General features: G+C 59.6%; 12 protein-coding genes. 2 read left to right on the top strand and 10 right to left on the bottom strand.

Going from position 1 to position 18,600, the window contains the following annotated elements; genetic code table 11:
* Positions 1-4: 4 nt before the first annotated feature.
* Both NE357_RS03555 and NE357_RS03550 read right to left on the bottom strand, forming a co-directional pair.
* Positions 5-1,255, bottom strand: a complete 1,251-nt coding sequence (locus NE357_RS03555) for a hypothetical protein (protein ID WP_169428746.1) — start codon at positions 1,253-1,255, stop codon at positions 5-7.
* A complete protein-coding gene (locus NE357_RS03550; protein ID WP_249314368.1) occupies positions 1,252-2,169 on the bottom strand; it encodes an acyltransferase in 918 nt (305 codons plus the stop codon). The genes NE357_RS03555 and NE357_RS03550 overlap by 4 nt, the downstream gene beginning before the upstream one ends.
* A gap of 624 nt (positions 2,170-2,793) precedes the next feature.
* Between NE357_RS03550 and NE357_RS03545 the strand changes: the two genes are divergently transcribed.
* The gene (locus NE357_RS03545; protein ID WP_007953863.1) at positions 2,794-3,138 is read left to right on the top strand and encodes a cupin domain-containing protein; all 345 of its coding nucleotides are present in this window, start codon (positions 2,794-2,796) and stop codon (positions 3,136-3,138) included.
* Between the two features lie 94 nt (positions 3,139-3,232).
* Here the strand turns inward: NE357_RS03545 and mmsB are convergent, their stop codons facing one another.
* Both mmsB and NE357_RS03535 read right to left on the bottom strand, forming a co-directional pair.
* Complete coding sequence (gene mmsB, locus NE357_RS03540; RefSeq protein WP_169428744.1) at positions 3,233-4,120, bottom strand: 3-hydroxyisobutyrate dehydrogenase; 888 nt, start codon at positions 4,118-4,120, stop codon at positions 3,233-3,235.
* Positions 4,121-4,129: 9 nt separating this feature from the next.
* Complete coding sequence (locus tag NE357_RS03535) at positions 4,130-5,656, bottom strand: CoA-acylating methylmalonate-semialdehyde dehydrogenase (protein WP_169428743.1); 1,527 nt, start codon at positions 5,654-5,656, stop codon at positions 4,130-4,132.
* 148 nt (positions 5,657-5,804) lie between these two features.
* Here NE357_RS03535 and NE357_RS03530 point away from each other — a divergent pair, with 148 nt between their 5' ends.
* Positions 5,805-6,752 (top strand): LysR family transcriptional regulator, encoded by a 948-nt coding sequence (locus tag NE357_RS03530; protein WP_169428742.1) that lies wholly within the window; start codon positions 5,805-5,807, stop codon positions 6,750-6,752.
* Here the strand turns inward: NE357_RS03530 and NE357_RS03525 are convergent.
* The 6 genes from NE357_RS03525 to recC form a co-directional block, all read right to left on the bottom strand.
* A complete protein-coding gene (locus NE357_RS03525; RefSeq protein ID WP_432760317.1) occupies positions 6,749-7,249 on the bottom strand; it encodes an OmpA family protein in 501 nt (166 codons plus the stop codon). The genes NE357_RS03530 and NE357_RS03525 overlap by 4 nt on opposite strands.
* Entirely contained in the window at positions 7,249-8,517 is a 1,269-nt protein-coding gene (locus tag NE357_RS03520; RefSeq protein WP_169428740.1) for a diguanylate cyclase domain-containing protein, read from the bottom strand. The genes NE357_RS03525 and NE357_RS03520 overlap by 1 nt, the downstream gene beginning before the upstream one ends.
* Positions 8,514-9,089: a YfiR family protein gene (locus NE357_RS03515; protein WP_169428739.1), complete on the bottom strand. Its 576-nt coding sequence runs from the start codon at positions 9,087-9,089 to the stop codon at positions 8,514-8,516. The genes NE357_RS03520 and NE357_RS03515 overlap by 4 nt, the downstream gene beginning before the upstream one ends.
* Positions 9,090-9,207: 118 nt before the next feature.
* Positions 9,208-11,316, bottom strand: a complete 2,109-nt coding sequence (recD, locus tag NE357_RS03510) for an exodeoxyribonuclease V subunit alpha (protein ID WP_169428738.1) — start codon at positions 11,314-11,316, stop codon at positions 9,208-9,210.
* Positions 11,313-15,002: an exodeoxyribonuclease V subunit beta gene (gene recB, locus NE357_RS03505; RefSeq protein WP_169428737.1), complete on the bottom strand. Its 3,690-nt coding sequence runs from the start codon at positions 15,000-15,002 to the stop codon at positions 11,313-11,315. Before recB ends, recD begins: the two co-directional genes overlap by 4 nt.
* Entirely contained in the window at positions 14,999-18,451 is a 3,453-nt protein-coding gene (gene recC, locus NE357_RS03500; RefSeq protein ID WP_169428736.1) for an exodeoxyribonuclease V subunit gamma, read from the bottom strand. The genes recB and recC overlap by 4 nt, the downstream gene beginning before the upstream one ends.
* Between the last annotated feature and the right edge of the window lie 149 nt (positions 18,452-18,600).

The raw sequence follows: 18,600 nt of genomic DNA, 5'->3' as shown, positions 1-18,600 counted from the left end.
GAGGTTAAGCAGCTTTGCTTTCGGTCAGCGATACAACACGGCCGTGGCACAAATCGATGATGCGCGTCGCGGCGCGAGCGGCACCCTCGCCGTCCGGTGCGGCCACTTGCTGATGAGGTGCGTAGTAAGTCGATGACCGGGTATCTTTCTGCAGTTCGCCCTGAATCAGCTCGACGATTCGGTCACGGTCGTATCCGATATGCGTCGGGAAACCCAGCAATTCCAGACGTCGCAAAGCTTCCAGTTCGTGGTATTCAGACTTCGACGACAACAGGAACAGAGTCGGAATATTCATTGCCGCAATTTCGGTCACGGTGATCCAGCCCGGCGCCGAAATCAGCAGGCTGGCTTCGCGCAGCAGGCCCATCCAGTCCGGGTAGTACGGCACACAAACCACACCGTCCTGCTCCTCGATATCCTTGCGGCCCAGCAGCACCATTTTCAGATCCGGATTGCGTTCGCGCAGGATCTTGAAACTGTCCAGATACGCGGCAAGCAATGCGTCCTTGTTCTCCGCAAACATGGTCGTGCCGCTGATGGAGGCGACAATGAACGGCGCGTCACCCAGGTTGAGTTGCTCACGCACGTTCAATCCGCTCTGCACCGTGATGTCCCGGATCATCGGACCGACAAAATGTGCCTTGCCACTGGCCAGCGCTTCGGCGACCGGTGTGCCTTGGTCAAGAGCGGCAATGAACGGTTTGTCGGTCAGCACCAGCTGTGCCTGACTGATCATCCAGCTGAACTGACTGTGCAGCGCCGTCCGTGCCCGGGACATCTCCAGAGCATTCACCTCGAAGCCGCCTTCAGCCAGGTCGTGATCCTGCAGTTGGCAAAGCGTGAAGTCATAGCGTTCGGTCACGAACACCAACGGTGTGCCTGTGAAGATCGCTGCCAGGCAGGCAGCCATGTTGTAGTCCGACACCAGCACACTCGGCTTGTGTTCGGCGATCAACGCCAGGTAAGACAGGATCCGCTCACCGGACAGGAAGGTAGTCGCAATATAACTGCCGATGTAAGTAGCCCAATCAAGCTGTTTCGACAAGTTGCTCTTTTTCGAATAGTCGACCAGTCGTCCGGCAATATCCACGACTTCGATGCCAGACTTTTCGAATAAAGGAGTAAACGTCGGCTGTAAAGAAGCCAGTGCAACCGTCAGAGGCATATCCGGGCGTTGCTTCTTGATCGCCTGAGCGATGGACAGCACGCGCATGTTATGGCCGGAACCGGTCGGATTAGGGGCAAATAAAATCATTCTTGAATCTCCATTAGTTGAACAACGCCATGAACCACAGTGTTTTCCAATACATCCCTTATCACCACCGAATACGGTTTTATAACTGCACCGTCACCAATATTCAGTGGACCTACCAAGATGGCGCCCTCGCCAATAACGCAACGACTTCCAATGCGCACAGGTGCCTCCTCCCAAGGCAGTGAGCGGAACGAATGATCATGAGTAGAAGCGACAATCGTGACGCCTTCGGCCAGCTCGCTGAAGGCGCCGATGGTCACACCGCCAGCGGCTTCGATGACCACACCGGCAGCCAGTCGCACGCCTGTCCCCAGTGCAATGCCGCCCAGTTGCGACATCCCCCCCTGGCGGGAGCTGCGCCCGATCAGAATGCAGTCACGGGCGATTTCCACCGAAGCACCACCGCTCAACTCGGCATCAATCAAGGTTTCGTCGCTGATGTCCCAGGTCGAGGTGTCGGGGTTCATTGCCTTGAGTCGCGGCACCGATTGCGTGGACCGATCGAGCATCGACGGCAAGCCCCGGCAAGCACGGTCACGGACTTTGGCCAGCACGGGCGCCGGGCTCGGCAGGCCGTCCTCGACCACCGTGCGCCGGGCAATGACCCGCGCCGGGCGACCGACCACAATGGCATCGGCGGGTACATCCGCAGTCACCAGTGCCCCAGCGGCCACCACCGCTCCCGCGCCGATGGAAACGCCAGCCACTACAGTGGCCTTGGCGCCCAGCCAGACGTTCTCGGCAATGCGTACCGGTGATTGCGCCGTTCCCAGGCAGCTTGCGCCCGTGGCCAGCATGCTGGAGGCGCCAAGGGAGGCGAATTGCAGATCACACTTGAACCCGATGAAACAATCATCGGCGACCTGAACGTTCTGCAGGCGACTGCCGGCACGAATCCAGACATGCCGGCCCAACTTACTCTCGTTATTCACCGTCGTCGAAACTTCAACTACATTTATGTCGTCCACAATAAAGCCTCATTCCATTGATGCCGGGCACATAAGAATCCGAAAGGCGTGCGTATCCCGCAGATATAATTCCGCCGATGCACAAATAATAATCAACTGTTTATTTATGGCTTCCATTCAAAGCACGCACAACATTGCGTCTGCGCAACTTATTAACTGACTGGTTCACTCAATTGCCGTTATTCATTAACAACAGGTAGAGGTTCACGCTTGAGCCAAAGGCCAAGTCAGTTTCATGTGAAAAAAAGCCGATTCAAGTCTGTCCGTGACTCTTGTGTAGCTCCATCAGGGTGAGATTGTCCTTTAGTACGAATGTTATAGTACAGACGATTTTGTTTTGCAATAGGTGTCCGAATGGTTATCTCGTTTTAGTCTAAAAATTGATTGAACTTTTACGGTACGCGATTGTATTAAAACCGTCATATTTGCACAGCATTGGTGAAGATCCCCGGTTTTACGGGGCTCTTCCCGTTCAGCGCTAACAGGCATATGGAGGTCGAACCCAGACATTCCGACGGTGTTCACCCACGTTACGGTGGCGACTCAAACTGCCTTTGGCCTGGAGCCGTCATGCCTGCACCTATCACCGTTCTGCGCGACACACACCCGCTGCCAGTACTCGACGCCTGCAAATGGGAGAAGCTCGAGGGCGATCCCCACACCGTCAACCTCAACGCCTACACCAGCGAAGACGGCAGCAAGATCATGGGCACCTGGATCTGCACGCCGGGCAAATGGCGAGTGGATTACGTGAAGTGGGAGTACTGCCATTTCCAGGAAGGCTACTGCGTGATCACCCCGGACGGCATGGAGCCGATTCACCTGCGCGCCGGCGACATCTTCGTCGTCGAACCGGGCATGAAGGGCACCTGGGAAGTGGTCGAGACCGTGCGTAAATATTTCGTGTTCGCCTGATACAAAAAAGCCGGGAAACCACCCGATGTGATTTCCCGGCAACACCTACTGCATCTGAATTGCAGACCTGCGACGAGCGCAGGTCTGACGACGATTACTGCGGTTTACGATAGCTGTTGATGATCGCCGAGAAATCCTTGCCACCTTCCCCACGCTGACTCATCGCCTGATACAACTGCTGCGCCACCGCGCCCAGCACCACCGGCTGATGGGCCTGACGCGCCGCTTCGGTAGCCAGCCCCAGATCCTTGAGCATCAGCTCCGCGCCAAAGCCACCTGTGTAACCACGCGAGGCCGGCGCGGTTTCGACGATGCCCGGCCACGGGTTGTACATTTCCGAGCTCCAGCAACGCCCGGTCGAGCTGTTGATGATCCCGGCAAGCACCGTGGTGTCGATGCCCAGCGCATCGCCCAGCGCCATCGCCTCGCTGACGCCGACCATGGAAATGGCGAGCAACAGGTTGTTGCAGATTTTGGCGATCTGGCCGGTGCCGACCTCACCGCAATGCACGATGTTGCGGCCCATCTGCGCCAGCACCGGTTGCAGGGTGGCGAACAGTTCCGGGGTGGCGCCGACCATGAAGGTCAGCGTCCCGGCCGTGGCGCCGCCGGTGCCGCCGGATACCGGTGCATCAGCCATCGCCACGCCTTGCTTGGCGGCCGCCGCCGCCACATCGCGCGCCGTCTGCGGATCGATGGTGCTGCAATCCACGGCCGGCACGCCTTTGCCGATCCCGGCCAGCACGCCGTCCTCACCGAGCCAGACGCTGCGCACATGCACGGCGGCAGGCAGCATGGTGATCACCAATTCAGCATCTGCAGCAGCTTCGCGAGCCGAGGCACGGATGGTGCCGCCCAGTTGCTCGAGTTCCGCCAGCACGGTTTTGTTCAGGTCCACCAGGTTCAGCGAATGCCCGGCCTTGATCAGGTTGCGCGCCATCGGTGCGCCCATGTTGCCCAGACCGATAAATGCGATTTTCATGGCCATTCCTCAGCGCAGGTTGATGGTGGTGTTCACGCCGTCATTGACGCTGTCGTCATCGAACCAGCGCGCCGTGACCGTTTTGGTCTGGGTGTAGAACTGCACCACTTGCTTGCCGTACGGGCCGAGGTCGCCGAGTTTCGAACCCCGCGAACCGGTGAAGCTGAAGAACGGCACCGGCACCGGAATCGGAATGTTGATGCCGACCTGGCCGACGTCGATTTCAGTCTGGAACTTACGCGCCGCCGCACCGCTCTGGGTGAACAGGCCCGTGCCGTTGCCGAACGGGTTGGCGTTGACCAGCGCGATGGCCTGGTCGAGGGTGTCGACTTCCAGCACCACCAGCACCGGGCCGAAGATTTCCTGGGTGTAGATCTGCATGTCGGTGGTCACCCCGGAGAACAGGGTCGGGCCGACGAAGTTGCCGTTCTCGTAACCCGGCACGCTGATGTCGCGACCGTCCAGCTCGAGTTTCGCGCCTTCCTTGATGCCGCTTTCGATCAGATCGAGAATCCGCGCCTTGGCCTTTTTCGAAATGACCGGGCCGACATCAGTGCCTGGCTCGCTGCCGGCGTTGACCTTGAGTTTCTGCGCCAGCGCTTTCAGATCCGGCAACCACTGCTTGGCCGCACCCACCAGCACCACCACCGAAGTGGCCATGCAACGCTGACCGGCCGCACCGAAACCGGCGCCGACCAAGGCATTGAGCGCTTGCTCGCGATTGGCATCCGGCAGCACTACGGCGTGGTTCTTTGCACCCATCATCGATTGCACGCGCTTGCCGTGTTTACCGGCCAGGTCATAAACGTGAGTGCCGACGGCGGTCGAACCGACGAACGAAACCGCCTTGATGTCCTTGTGGGTGCACAGGCCATCGACCACGTCCTTGCCACCATGGACGACGTTGAGCACACCGGCCGGAATGCCGGCTTCGATCGCCAGCTCCACCAGCAGCATGGTCGACAGCGGATCCTGTTCGGACGGTTTGAGCACGAAGGTGTTGCCGCAGGCGATGGCCATCGGGAACATCCACAACGGAATCATTGCCGGGAAGTTGAACGGCGTGATGCCGGCGCAAACGCCGATCGGCTGGCGCAAGGTGTAGGTATCGACACCGCCGGCGACGTTCTCGGCGAACTCGCCCATTTGCAGACTGCCGATGGAGCAGGCGTGTTCGACCACTTCCAGGCCACGGAAAATATCGCCCTCGGCATCGGCAATGGTCTTGCCCTGCTCGGCGCTCAGCACCACGGCAATACGCTTGGAATGCTCGCGGATCAATGCCTGCAGCTTGAGCATGATGCGCATGCGCGCGCCGATCGGGGTCAGCTTCCAGGTCTGGAAGGCGCGCTGGGCGGCGCTGACGGCAGCGTCGACTTCAGCGGCGGTGGCGAACGGGACTTTGGCCAGTACCTGTTGGGTCGCCGGGTTGACGATGTCGTGCCACTCGGAGGTCTGCGACTCGACCCACTCGCCGTCGATCAGCAGCTTGACCTTCTGGACCGTGGTTTCGTTGGGCGTAAGCGATGCGTTCATGCTGGTCTCCAGAAATTGTTTTTATCTTGGGAGCCAAGGCGAAGGTTCGCCTTGAGATGAGGCGTGTGTCACGAATTGGTTGTCGGGCTGTTTTTGGAGTATAGATGTGCAAACTTCTAATAAGAACGCACATATAAGCCCGTCCATCATGCAAAAAAACATCACGTCTCTAGGTTCGCTGAACTGGGACGACCTCAAGTTTTTCCTCGAAGTCGCCCGTACCCGCAAGGCCAGCACAGCGGCCAAACGCCTGGCGGTGGACTACACCACCGTGTCGCGGCGGATCAGTTCGCTGGAAGCGGCGCTCGGCACCTTGCTGTTCGAAAAGTCGCGCACCAGCGGTTTCGTGCTGACTGCCGAAGGCCAGCGTCTGCTGAGCTATGCCGAATCGATCGAAAGCACACTGCACATGGCCTGCGAGCAGGTGTCCGGCTCTGGCGTCGCGCTGTCCGGGCATGTGCGGATGGGCTGCACCGAAGGTTTCGGCAGCTTCTTCATCACCCCGCAGTTAAGCCACTTCGTCGACGCCTACCCGGCAATCTCGGTGGACATCCTGCCGCTGCCACACTTCATCAGCCTGTCCAAACGCGAGGCGGACATCGTCATCGCCCTCGAACGCCCGGAGCACGGGCCGTATGTGTGCTGCAAACTCTGCGACTACCGCTTGCAGCTCTACGCGACCCAGGAATATCTGGACAAACACCCGCCGATCCGCCGCCCCGCCGACCTGGGCAAGCATCAATTCATCAGTTACGTGGATGACCTGGCGTTCAGCTCGGAGCTGCTCTATCTGGCAAACGTGCTGCCCGGCGCCAGCGCCAATTTGCGCAGCACCAGCGTGATCGCGCAATTCGTGGCGGCGCAGCAGGGGCGCTCACTGGCGATTCTGCCGTGCTTCCTCGCGGCCCAGGACCCGCGCCTGTTGCCGGTATTGCCGGAGGAAATCGACATTACCCGGCAGTTCTGGATGTACTGCCGGGAGGATTTGCGCAAGCTCAAGCGGATCACCCTGTTGTGGGATTACATCCGCGAAGTGACCGAGCGCAATCAGTCGCTGTTGATGGGGCAAACGCGGGAGATGCAGTTTGCCGACTAGTCGGCGCTGACCACGATCGACACCCGGCGGTTTTCGGTGCGGCCGGCGGCGGTGTCGTTGGAGGCCACCGGTTCGCGGCTGCCAAGGCCTTGCAGCTGGATGTTCTCTTCCTTCATGCCGACCGACGTCAGCACTTTGCCGACACTTTTTGCCCGGCGCAAAGACAGCTGCTGGTTGTAGGATTCCTTGCCCGAGGCATCGGTGTGGCCATCCACCCGTACCCGTTCGATGCCGACACCCAGCAACGCTTTGCCGATACGCTCGACGATTTCGGTACTTTGCTTGTTCAGGCTTTCGACATCGCTGCCAAACAACACTTTGCCCGACAGGCCGAACTCCCAGCCGTCATCGGTCAGCTCAAAGCCTTGCTGCTTGAGCACAGCAATCTGCGCCGGTGTCAGGCCTTTTTGCGGAGCGGTCTGGCATCCGGTCAGGGCCAGCATGGCCGTCAGCAATAGAGTGGAAAACAGTCGAACGGCAATCGAGAACACGGGCATCAGCTCCTGGTTTGAACGGAATCGACCGGGTGCTCCGACCCGGAGGTGAATTGGGCGCCACGGGACAGGCGCTTGGCTTGATACATCGCGGCGTCGGCCGCATCGAGCAAGGTGCCGGGCGTGGCGCCATGATCGGGGTAAACCGCAATACCGATACTGAGCGAGGTCACCACAAGGGTGTCGCCCGGTACCGCAATGGGGGTGTCCATGCTGGCGAGAATCTTGTCGGCAATGCGCTCTGCATCTTCGGTCTTGTGCAACGGTGTCAGCAGAACGGCAAATTCATCACCGCCCAGACGCGCTACCAAATCCTCTTCACGCAACTGCGCCCGCACCCGGTTCGCTACCGCTACCAAGACCGCATCGCCGGCCGCGTGGCCAAAATTGTCATTGATTTCCTTGAAACGATCACTGTCCAGAAACAGCACCGCTACGCGCTCGTTGAGTTTGCTGGCGCTGCGCAATGCACGAATCAGGCGGCCCTCGAAAAACGCCCGGTTGGGCAGTCCCGTGAGGCTGTCGTGTGTCGCTTGGTGGGCAAGGGTTTCGTTCTCGTTTTGCAGGTGGGTCTGCCACGATTCCAGCTCATCGAGCAGAGCATTGAAGTCGTTGCCGAGGTTGTCGAGTTCGGCGATTTTCGCCGGTGGTACGCGCCGGTCCAGCGCACGTTCGCTGCGGGCGGCGTGGGCCACTGCGGCGAGGCTGTGCAATGGCCCAGTAATTCCGTGCAACTGGCGACGCGCCAGAAAGAGCGCGACCCAGGCGCTGATCGCGGTGCAGAGTACGATCCCCGCCAGTCCGCTCAACAAAAAGCGCATCAGGCTGCCACCGTGGCCGGTCAGCAAAATCCGGCCGATCTCATGATCCTGATGCAGGATCGGCAGACTGATCGGCTTTTCCAGGATTGCCCCCGTCACTTGCATTTCCAACGCGGAAAACAGGCCGTTCTCCGGACGCTGCCAGTGCGCCAGCACTTGACCCTGACTGTCCAGCACCTGAGCGTCTGCCACCTCTTCGGTCGAGGCGATCAGCGCCAGCGCTTCCGTCGCGGCGGCCTTGTCGTTGAATACCACCGCGGCTTCCACGGTGTAATTGATCGAGCGGGCGATGAGGTGCAGGTTGTGATCGGCATAGACCCGCAGCGCCAGGACGCCGAGCAGGGTCAACGACACACTGGCCATCGCCACCGCCACCAGCGCGACAATCAAATGCCCGCGACCGATGACCGAGCCCAGGGTCGGACGTCCAGTGGAAGGGTCACGTCTCATGGGGCCGCCGGCTTGCGGCGCGACAACTGCAGCACGCTTGGATGAATACGAACACCACTACGGGCGACGGAATCGAGATTGACTTCGAAAGACACCTGCTCGTCGCCAACCCGCAGGCAGAACAGGCTGCCGACCGTGCACTGATCGCCGCCCTCGCTGATGCTCAGTACAGGATGGCCAATCAGCGACGCGAACAATCGGCTGCGTTCATCGGCGGTAAGTTTGCCGATATAGACGGCGTCGCATTCACTGACGACCGAGGGGTTGTCTGCCAGCAGACGACGCACGGTGACAGGCCGTCCTGTCGCCTGTGTCGTGCCTTTCACCAGATCATCCGTGTATTCGGTGGGACCGACGATGCACAGACGCAACTGTGCAGGTTCGACCGGCCAGCGCGCATAACTGAGAATGCCCAGCACCACTTGAGTGACCGACCTGGCCCTTTGCTCAGCCATACCCACTGGCGTTTCCGGCTGGGCAGCCGCTACACCCGTGAGCAAACAGAGCAGAACGGCAAGCAACGCTCGCTTGCTGCCAACTACGCGCTCTGTCGCCCAGACAGCCAGCTTCATGCAGGGATTCTCTTGGATCGTTACGAAATGATGCCGCAACGATAGCACAGCGTTGGAACGCCAGCGATACAGCCCCTCTGACCGGTCGGTCAGATAACGCCGGCAATCATTGGCAGCTTCACCCTCGGAGCGTCGCCCCCTCCTCCAGTTCCAGCATCAGACCGCTCAAGCGCTTGACCTTGCGCTGCACCGCTTCCTCGAATACCCCGGCTCGCGGTTCGATCAAGGTGAACCAGTGTTTGGCTCGGGTAATGCCGGTGTAGATCAGCTCTTTGGTCATTACCGGATTCAGGGCGTCGGGAAGGATCAACGCGGTATGAGCAAACTCCGAGCCTTGCGACTTGTGCACCGTCATGGCGTACACGGTTTCCACATCATTGAGCCGGCTCGGCAACACGAACCGCACCCCACCGCGCCCATCGTTACGCGGGAACGCCACCCGCAGCACCTGTTCACCGGCGTTCGGCCCCTCTCGTTCAGGCAGTTTGAGAGCAATGCCGATGTCACCGTTCATCAGCCCCAGGCCATAGTCATTGCGGGTCATCAGGACCGGACGACCTTCATACCATTGCTGGTCACGGTCAATCAGCCGCGCCTTGATCAGCGCGTCGGTGATGCGCTGGTTCAGCCCCTCGACGCCCCACGGCCCTTTACGCACCGCGCACAGTAGCTGGAAGGTATCGAACGCCTGCAAGACCTCACGCGCCCAATCGAGCCAACCGGGATGCTCAAGGGGAGCTCCGGCAGGCGGGCGCTGATTGCGCAGAACGCTCAAGTAATGCCGATAACCACAAGGGCCCTCGCCATGCCCTTCCAGAACAAGACGCTCCAGTGCGTGGTCCTGCTCACCTTTGAGCGCCAGTGAATACACATCGTCATGGCTTCGTGCAGCCAACAGTTGGCGGGCCTCATCCGGCAATTGCTGATTCACCCGTCGCGCAAGCTGACCGATGCCACTGCCCTCGCCGAAACGCCGCGAGTGACGCAACATCACCACTTGCTGCGCCAATGGGTGCGTACCGTCGCTGTCCTCGTGCAAACCGGCGTCCTGCAAGGATTCCCCGCTCACGGACTCCAGCCACTGACGTGTCTGCGGACTGTACCAACCCGCCTCGGCATCGCGGCACAAATCCCCCAGCACCGCACCGGCCTCGACAGAGGCCAGTTGATCCTTGTCGCCCAACAACACCAGGCGAGCATGTGACGGCAACGCATCAAGCAGGTTGGCCATCATTTCCAGGTCGATCATGGATGCTTCGTCGACCACCAACACATCCAGCGGCAAGCGGTTGCCCGCATGATGACGAAAGTGCCGGGTACCGGGACGACTGCCCAGCAAGCGGTGCACGGTCGTTACCTCGGAAGGGATTTTTTCCCGAACGGCCTCGGCGACTTTCAGCGATTGCACTTGCTGGCTGATGGACTCGGTCAACCGCGCAGCCGCTTTACCCGTGGGCGCGGCCAGACGAATACGCAAAGGCTGGCCGGCTTCGACGGCGGGAGCCTGAAGCAAGGCCAGCAAACGCACCACGGTGGTGGTCTTGCCGGTGCCCGGCCCGCCCGTGACGATGCTGAAAGCACCTCGAGTCGCCAGTGCGCAGGCGAGTTTCTGCCAGTCGATCACCCCGGTTTTCATTGCCGCCCCGAACAACTCGTCAAGACGCTGCGACAGGTCGCTCGGCGTCGATTCATGCTCCGCGAGGCGCTGACGCAGTGCCGTGTCGATGCGTCGCTCATAGGCCCAGTATCGCCGCAGGTACAGGCGTTTGCCGGACAGCACCAGGGGACATTGCCGTGCAGACTCACTCTCGTCGGCAGCCAGCGCCACCAGCGAACTGCCGGCCAGCACCTTGCACCAGTGCGCCCCTTCCAGGGTTTCAAGCAATTGCGATGGCAGCAACAACACACCCGATTGCACGTCCCCCTCCGGCGGCAGGGACAGGGCGAAGTCCGGAGCCTTGAGGGTTTCAAACAGATCCAGGCACACATGACCATGACCGAGCTGGTGACTGGTCAAAGCGGCGGCAAGCAGAACCAGCGGATCGGCGTCTGGCACCAACTCATGAAGAAACGTCACGAATGCCTTGTCCAGAGCCCGCAGCCATCCTCGTTCTACCCAGTGGGTCAGCAACTGCAGCAAGTCCTCGGCTCGCAACAGGGGCGTCAGTTGGGCAAGACTGTCTGCATCCAGCGCAATCGGCGACAAATGCGCAAAGGTGCGGCTCATAGCAACTCTCCCTGTTCCCATACCGGCTCGGATTTCGGTTCCGGTTTGCCCTGGAACATCCGGTCCAGACGCTCGATCAGCTCCCGCGGCGGTCGCACGAAATACACACCACCGCTGTCGGCACGTGTGCCCCGCAGGAACAGATACAGCGCACCGCCAACATGCCGGTCGTAATCGTAATCGGCGAGGCGGGCCTTGAGCTGACGATGCAGAGCCAGCAGATACAACACATATTGCAGATCGTAGCGATTTTCCAGAATCGACTGTTCCATGGCCTGTTCGGTGTAGGCGGCGTCATCGACGCCCAGCCAGTTGGATTTGTAGTCCGCCACGTAATAACGACCGTCATGTTCGAAGGTCAGGTCGATGAAGCCTTTGAACATGCCGTTGAGTTGCACCGCTTCGGCGGCGACCCGGGCAACACCGCCGTGGGTGAACTTGCGAACCTGTTCGTCGAGTCTGACGACATCGACCTTGTGGCTGGCGAACCAGAACTCCATCTCGACCCGATACCGTTTCAATTGCTCCAATACGACCGGTGGTCGGCCGGTACCTGCGGGCATCGGCGACTTGAGCAGATGCTGCAGCCAGTCACTGAGGGTCGTGATCCAGCCTTCCCAGCCGCGACGATTGCAGCGTCGGCCGATCGCGTCTTCCAGTGCCTCGCGTGAAACCGCGAAACCTTCATCACCGGCCCATTCGAGCAGTCCGTGGAGAAATGTTCCCGGATTCGGTCCACGAGGGAAGCGGTGAATATCAGCGCCTCCCGGGATGATCTCCCGGGGGGCGTCGGGTTCAAGGCGCTCGTCGTCGAACAGTTTCTGCGCTTGCGGACTGTCCGGCGCGTCCTCACTGCCCATACTCAACACATCACTGATCCGCAAAGCACTGTAGGAGGCGATCCACCAGTTTTCGCTGGCCTTGCGTTTGGGTACCAACGTGGCACTGAGGGTTGCTTCGTTGCGCGGTGGCCGGTAGTGGTCACTGGTCGCCAGTGGCATTTCAACGATGCTCAGCGCAGGACAGTGCTGTTGCAGATCATCGAGCCAACGAATCAAACCGCTGGACTCACTCAGTGACGCACCACCACCCAGCAAATAGCCAAGTGCTGAAAGATGCAGGACCGAACTGCTGTTATTACCGCGCTTGAGGTCCGTCACGCCAAGCCAGCATGCATGTTGTGCCCTGGTCAGCGCGACATAGAGCAAACGCAGATCCTCCGCCAGACGCTCATTGTCGGCCAGGGCAATCAGCTCGGCATCAGGCTTGAGACTGACCCGAGCGTTGCCGGATGCATCGTGGTAATGCAACGGCAGCCGACTGCCATCCACGGGTTTGGCCGAGCAGATGAAGGGCAAAAACACCAGCGGATACTCAAGTCCCTTGGACTTGTGAATGGTCACGACCTTGACCAGTTGCTCGTCGCTTTCAAGGCGCAGGATCTGCTCCTCACCGGCTTGACCAGACAACGCCAGGTGCTCGGACAAATGCCGGATCAGCGCCTGCTCTCCATCCAGTTCCGAGGCCGCTTGTTGCAGCAGCTCCGACAAGTGCAGCAAGTTGGTCAGCACCCGATCACCGTCACTGCGTGCAATCAAGGTTCGAGGCAAATGGAAGTCATGCAGAAAGCGCCGCAACATCGGCAGCACACCTTGTTTGCGCCAGATCTCGCGATAGGCTCGGAACTGCATGACGCGTGCCTCCCAGACCAGTTCGTCCTGATTCAGGCGCTCCAGCTCTGTCAACGGCAGATTCAACGTGGTGCAGGCCAGGGCTGCTTTCAACGAGCGCTCGACATCCGGTTCGGCACAGGCCTTGAGCCAGGCCAACAGGTCATGGGCCTCTTGAGCCGCGAAGACAGAATCCTTGTCCGACAGGTAAACACTGCGCACCCCTCGGGCTGCAAGCTCACCGCGTATCGCTTGAGCCTCTTTGCCGTCGCGCACAAGAATTGCGATGTCCGCCGGTTGCAGCCCGCGAAAATCCCCGCCGTCCTGCGCGAAACCAGCGCTGCCCGTTTGTCCGCCATTGAGCAGGGCAGTGATTTCACTGGCGCAGGCCGCCGCCAACTGCTGGCGATAGACCGCACCGGAGACTGGTTGCTCGGTAGATAAACGCCAGACATTCAGCGCCGGCACGTCTTGCCCGCAAATCAGTAAATGTTCCTTGCGCCCCTGAGAATCCACCGGCTGAAACGGCACCGGGTTATCACCGTTTGGCTCTCGAAACAGGAACGCGCCGCGTCCCTGTTCACGGGACTCCGCACGCTCGAACACCTGATTTACCGCCTTGACCATCCCGTGACTGGAGCGAAAGTTCGTGCCCAACGTATGTAGCCGCCCGGCGGTTGCTATTCGCGCACGCAGGTAGGTGTAGATGTCCGCACCACGGAAGGCATAGATCGCCTGCTTCGGGTCCCCGATCAGAAACAGACCGGTCTCGGGTTGGTTTTCCTCGATGCGATAAATGCTCTCGAAGATCCGGTACTGCACCGGATCCGTGTCCTGGAACTCGTCGATCATGGCGACCGGAAACTGCTCGCGGATAAGCGTGGCGAGTCGCTCGCCGCCTTCGGATTGCAAGGCTGCGTCGAGTCGCAGCAGCATGTCGTCGAAACCCATTTCGGCACGTCGACGCTTTTCTTCCTCAAAGCGCTCGCCCACCCATTTGGCGGCGTGCTGCAGCACCGCGGCATCGGGGGTTGGCAGCCCGTCGAGGCTCGACTTGAGTACCTGCATGGCGTCCAGCCCCGGATGGCTCGGTGGCTCGCCTTTCCAGGCTTCGGCCATGCCCTCAGGCGTCAGCCGGGTAAATCCGGTTCCGATATCCAGTTGTTCCTCAGACTCGTCTCCGGCCCAGGTCTTGAGCTTTTCGAACCAAGACTCGAAGTACCGGGCCTGAATCTTGCGCCCGTCGACTGTCTTGCTGGCGACGCCCTGATGACAAATGGCAAGCAGCTCATCCGCCCACTGCTGCCACGGCTTTTTCAATTCAACCAATGCAGCCCGGCGCTCTTGCAGGCACTCTTCGATCAATTCAGCCGGAGATCTGCCTTGCGCTCCATTACGTTCAGTACCGAAGAGAGCACGTACACGAGGCAACAGAGCGGCCGGCCCTCCCCAGTGACTGCGGACCCAATTCAGGGCATCCCCCTGCATCGGATAACAGAACAGGCGCCAGTAATCGCGGAGCACTTCGCCCAGCAGATCGCTGTGATCGGTTTCGAGGGTCTGGGTAAACAGGCTGCCGCTGTCGAATGCGTGTTCGCGAAGCATGCGCTGACACCAACTGTGGATCGTCGAGACGGCAGCCTCGTCCATCCATTGCGCGGCGATATCCAGTCGGTTGGCGCAAACGGGCCATTGCTGAGGGTCGAACTGCGCGCGCAGCTCGTCGATCAACGTATCAGGGGGCGGCGTCTCGTCACGGAAGAAGCGTGCGGCCTCGGCCAGGCGTGTGCGAATGCGCTCGCGTAACTCCTTGGTCGCCGCATCGGTGAAGGTCACCACAAGAATCTGCGGTGGCAGCAGCTCGCGACCGAAGCCACTCGCATCACCTCCGTGACCAAGGATCAAGCGCAGATACAACGCAGAGATCGTGAACGTCTTGCCAGTACCTGCGCTGGCCTCGATCAGTTGACTGCCCTTCAACGGAAACGACAGGGCAAGTGGCTGCCTTGCACTCATGAACGTACCCCCGCGCTGGCCAAGGATTGCCAAGGGGCTTCGATCACTGGGCGGTATAAAGCGTTGCACCAATCGGGGAAGGTCTCCTCGGCCAACAACGCATCGAAATCCGGGAACTGTCGCGCCAGGGCGGGGCTTTCGCGTCGCTCACCTTCGCTGGTCTGACCATCCCCCTCGTAGGCTTTGCGGGCAGCGGCTTCAGCCTTCAGCGAGTCATTCTGACCCAGCCATGCAAAAGCGGTTTTCACCACAACCGGGAGCGGTTGACGCATTCCTGACTGCCAGGCGAGCAGCAGATCTTCGAGTATTCTCCAGGCCCGATCCTGTTCCATTGGTTCAAGTAAAAGGGTGTCGTCACTGGCGACCAGCGCAGTCGTCAAAGCAAGCCCACTTGCACAAGCGACCAGATGACTGACCCATGGTTTGGTCAGACGGTGCCATTTGCGGTTTTTGATCGAACCGATGCTGTTGGGGATCGTCGTCACCGACAACACCCCGCCATCGGCGCGTTGGTGCAGACCTCCAAGCCACCCTTCCAGCCGTAATCCCTGCCATTGAAGATTGATCGGGGTGGCACCGGTCAACGGAGTTGGCCAAAGCGTCAGCAGTTGATGATAGCGGTGCAGCAAGTCAGGAAGCGGTTCGATCAACTCTCGCTGCAGGCACTCACCGAAACCCGCCATGGGCAGCAGCCCGCTGTTTTGCAGGCGCCGCGCTTGAGCTTCAAGCGCCTGATCGACATTCTCCGGTTGTCTCAAGGCTGCTTCCAGAAGGCTGTCGCTCAGTGAGTATCGTTGCAATGCGTCCAGCACAAAGGGTTCTTCATCCGCCTGAGGTGCCTGCGCCGCTTCGAAGTAAACCTTCAGTCGCTGGGTAAAAAAGTGTCGAACCGGGTTACGCAGAAAGTCCTGCAGCAATGCGAGACTCAGGGGCTCTTCCTGAACATGGGGTCCAAGCTTACTTGCCACCTCAGTAGGTTCATGATGCTGGTGCAGCACCTGCCATTCGCTGGCATAACTGAACAGCTCGTTGCCTTCATGAAAGTAGCGTGAGCTGAATGGCTGGAGTGGATGCTCCTGAGTCAGGACTTCCAGAATATTGGCCTTTTCATCCGTTGTTCGCCAACCACTGGCGAGATGATCACGCAACTGACCGATAAGTACCGAGGGTGGTCGTTCACTGTTGTCACGGATACTGCGCCCGACCCAACTGATGTAAAGCTGATGGCGAGCAGACAGCAGCGCTTCCAGCAACAGATAGCGATCATCCTCACGACGGGAGCGATCTCCCGGCCGGTAATCACTGCCCATGAGGTCGAAGTCCAGCGGTGGTTGTGCCCGGGGATAATCGCCATCGTTCATGCCCAGAAGACAAACCAGCTTGAATGGAATCGCCCGCATCGGCATCAGGGTACAGAAGTTCACTGCACCGGCCAGGAATCGCTGGGACAAACGCCCCTGATCCAGCCCTGCCAGCCATGCCTCGCGAACAACGGTCAGCGGTAACTCGTCTTCAAGTCCGACGGACTCGCAGGTCTCCAGCCATGTCTCGCGCAGCTCCTCGAGCTGAGTCAGCAAGTAGTCGTCATGCTCATTGCTGGCCTTGAAAAACAACTGCATCAGTACCTGTAACCGACTCCCCCACTCTTGAGGTTTCGCAGGCTTCAGTAATTGCTGGTGCGAATACTCCAAGGCATCCAGCAAGGCGACCAGAGGACCGATCAACGCAGCATCGAGACCGCCAATTTCATCGTAGGGCTCGATGCCCGCGCAGGCACTGGAATCGCCAACTGCATATCCGAGGAGCATCCGTCTCAGGCCAAAACGCCAGCTGTTTTGCTCCAGTTCATTTGGCAATCCCAGTCCGGCACGTTGGTCAGCGTCCATCCCCCAACGCACACCGGCGCCTTCGATCCAGCGATGCAGAGTCGGCAAATCCCTCTCCTCCACACCGAACCGTGCGCGTAACGCCGGAACATCGAGCAAGTCGAGGATTTCGCTGACGGGAAAACGACTGTCTGGCAGTTTGAGCAGGTGCTCGACAGCGATCAGTAATGGATCCCGACCCCGTTGCCCCTGGTCTGCCAGCGTGAAAGGAATGAACCGAGGATCCTGACGGTCCAGTTGTCCGAACACCGCACGGACATGCGGTGCATAACTATCGATGTCAGGCACCATCACGATCACGTCGCGAGGGCGTAATTGCGGATTGGCGCTGAAGCGGGCCAGAAGCTGGTCGTGGAGAATCTCTACTTCGCGCTGCGCACTATGGGCTATGTGGAATCGAATCGATTGGTCCTGCTTCAAATCGACCTCAGGCCAGAGCTCACGGGTCTCGCTGAGTGGACGCAGCTCCAGAATGTCATCCTGCAACTGGTTGAGCATGTTTTGTGGAAGAGTGTCACTGAACAGGTCGATACGGCCGTTGCGAAATGCCGCCCGATAGCTGCCGGGGTCGTCATAGCTGTCCAGCAGATTAATGTAGTCACGGCCTTGCTTGCCCCAGGCGGCAAGCAGCGGATGGGCGTGTTGATGCAGTGACTCTGGATCCAGCACCACGGGCATGCCGTTCTTGCGAGCCTGACGCTTGTATTGATGACGCAACAGATCCTTGTCGGCAACGATATCGGCCCAATGATAACGGCAAGGGTTGTGCACGCAGAGCAGAACCTGGCTGAAACGGGCCAGCCCTGCCAATGCTTCCAATACTTGCGCGGGCAGCGAAGAAATTCCGAAAACGATTACCCGAGACGGCAAGCCTGTCGGTGCATGTTCAAGATTGTTGATGCGCTCGATGAATCGCTGGTGCACGCCTGCCCGACTTTGAGCCATGCCCTGCTCACCGACATCTTCAAGCAATGCACGCCATAGCTCTGCCTGCCAGCAACTGGTGCTGGGAAGTGCTTTCACTTCCCCCCTGACATTTCGTAGCTGATGGCGCCCCTCGGCCCAATCCTCAAGCCAGTCGGCACGGTATACCTGATATTGATCGAACAGATCCGCCAATCGCTCGGACAACTGGTAGCGCTTGCGCAAGTCGGTGTCATGGGTCAGGAATCGTTGCAGTGGTTCGAAATACGGCAGGTTGATGAGCTGCGGCAGCAAGCGCATCAGTCGCCAGGTCAGAGGGGCCTTGTCGAGCAAGGACTTGGCCGGAATCTCATCTCGCCCCAGCACCATGCGGTAAAGCTGCCACATGAAGCTGCCCGGCAATTGCACATCAATTGCGGCGGCAATGCCGCAGCCGCCAAGGTCATCCTCTTCAGGATCCTCGGCTAACGCGAGCTTGAGCCATTGGGCTATGCCGTTGCTCTGCACGAGCGCAATTTCGTTCTCCAAGGGAGCCAACGGATAACGCCGCATTATGCCGATCACAAGGCTGCGCAGTTCGTCCAGGCTGTTGCTCTGAACCACCATGAATGCAGCATTGAGGGACTGTGTGTCCGGCATAAGGCTTCCTTGGAAAAATACAAAAGCTAGGGCTGAACCTTAGCATTGTCGGCCGGCGAGGACAGCCGCAAGGCGGCTGAGAATGCTGTAAGAACTTTCCTGCGGGCAAAACAAAACCCCAACTGCTTTCGCAGTTGGGGTTTCGGAAT

The sequence above is a fragment of the Pseudomonas sp. G7(2022) genome (assembly GCF_052660475.1).
This window is presented reverse-complemented; position numbering and strand designations above follow the sequence as displayed.

Bases quoted from the DNA above. Each gene is read 5' to 3' on its own strand.
- NE357_RS03520 (WP_169428740.1), bottom strand. From the start codon at position 8,517: ATGAGACGTGACCCTTCCACTGGACGTCCGACCCTGGGCTCGGTCATC.
- mmsB (WP_169428744.1), bottom strand. From the start codon at position 4,120: ATGAAAATCGCATTTATCGGTCTGGGCAACATGGGCGCACCGATGGCG.
- NE357_RS03530 (WP_169428742.1), top strand. From the start codon at position 5,805: ATGCAAAAAAACATCACGTCTCTAGGTTCGCTGAACTGGGACGACCTC.
- NE357_RS03525 (WP_432760317.1), bottom strand. From the start codon at position 7,249: ATGCCCGTGTTCTCGATTGCCGTTCGACTGTTTTCCACTCTATTGCTG.
- recB (WP_169428737.1), bottom strand. From the start codon at position 15,002: ATGAGTGCAAGGCAGCCACTTGCCCTGTCGTTTCCGTTGAAGGGCAGT.
- recD (WP_169428738.1), bottom strand. From the start codon at position 11,316: ATGAGCCGCACCTTTGCGCATTTGTCGCCGATTGCGCTGGATGCAGAC.
- NE357_RS03545 (WP_007953863.1), top strand. From the start codon at position 2,794: ATGCCTGCACCTATCACCGTTCTGCGCGACACACACCCGCTGCCAGTA.
- NE357_RS03555 (WP_169428746.1), bottom strand. From the start codon at position 1,255: ATGATTTTATTTGCCCCTAATCCGACCGGTTCCGGCCATAACATGCGC.
- recC (WP_169428736.1), bottom strand. From the start codon at position 18,451: ATGCCGGACACACAGTCCCTCAATGCTGCATTCATGGTGGTTCAGAGC.
- NE357_RS03535 (WP_169428743.1), bottom strand. From the start codon at position 5,656: ATGAACGCATCGCTTACGCCCAACGAAACCACGGTCCAGAAGGTCAAG.
- NE357_RS03515 (WP_169428739.1), bottom strand. From the start codon at position 9,089: ATGAAGCTGGCTGTCTGGGCGACAGAGCGCGTAGTTGGCAGCAAGCGA.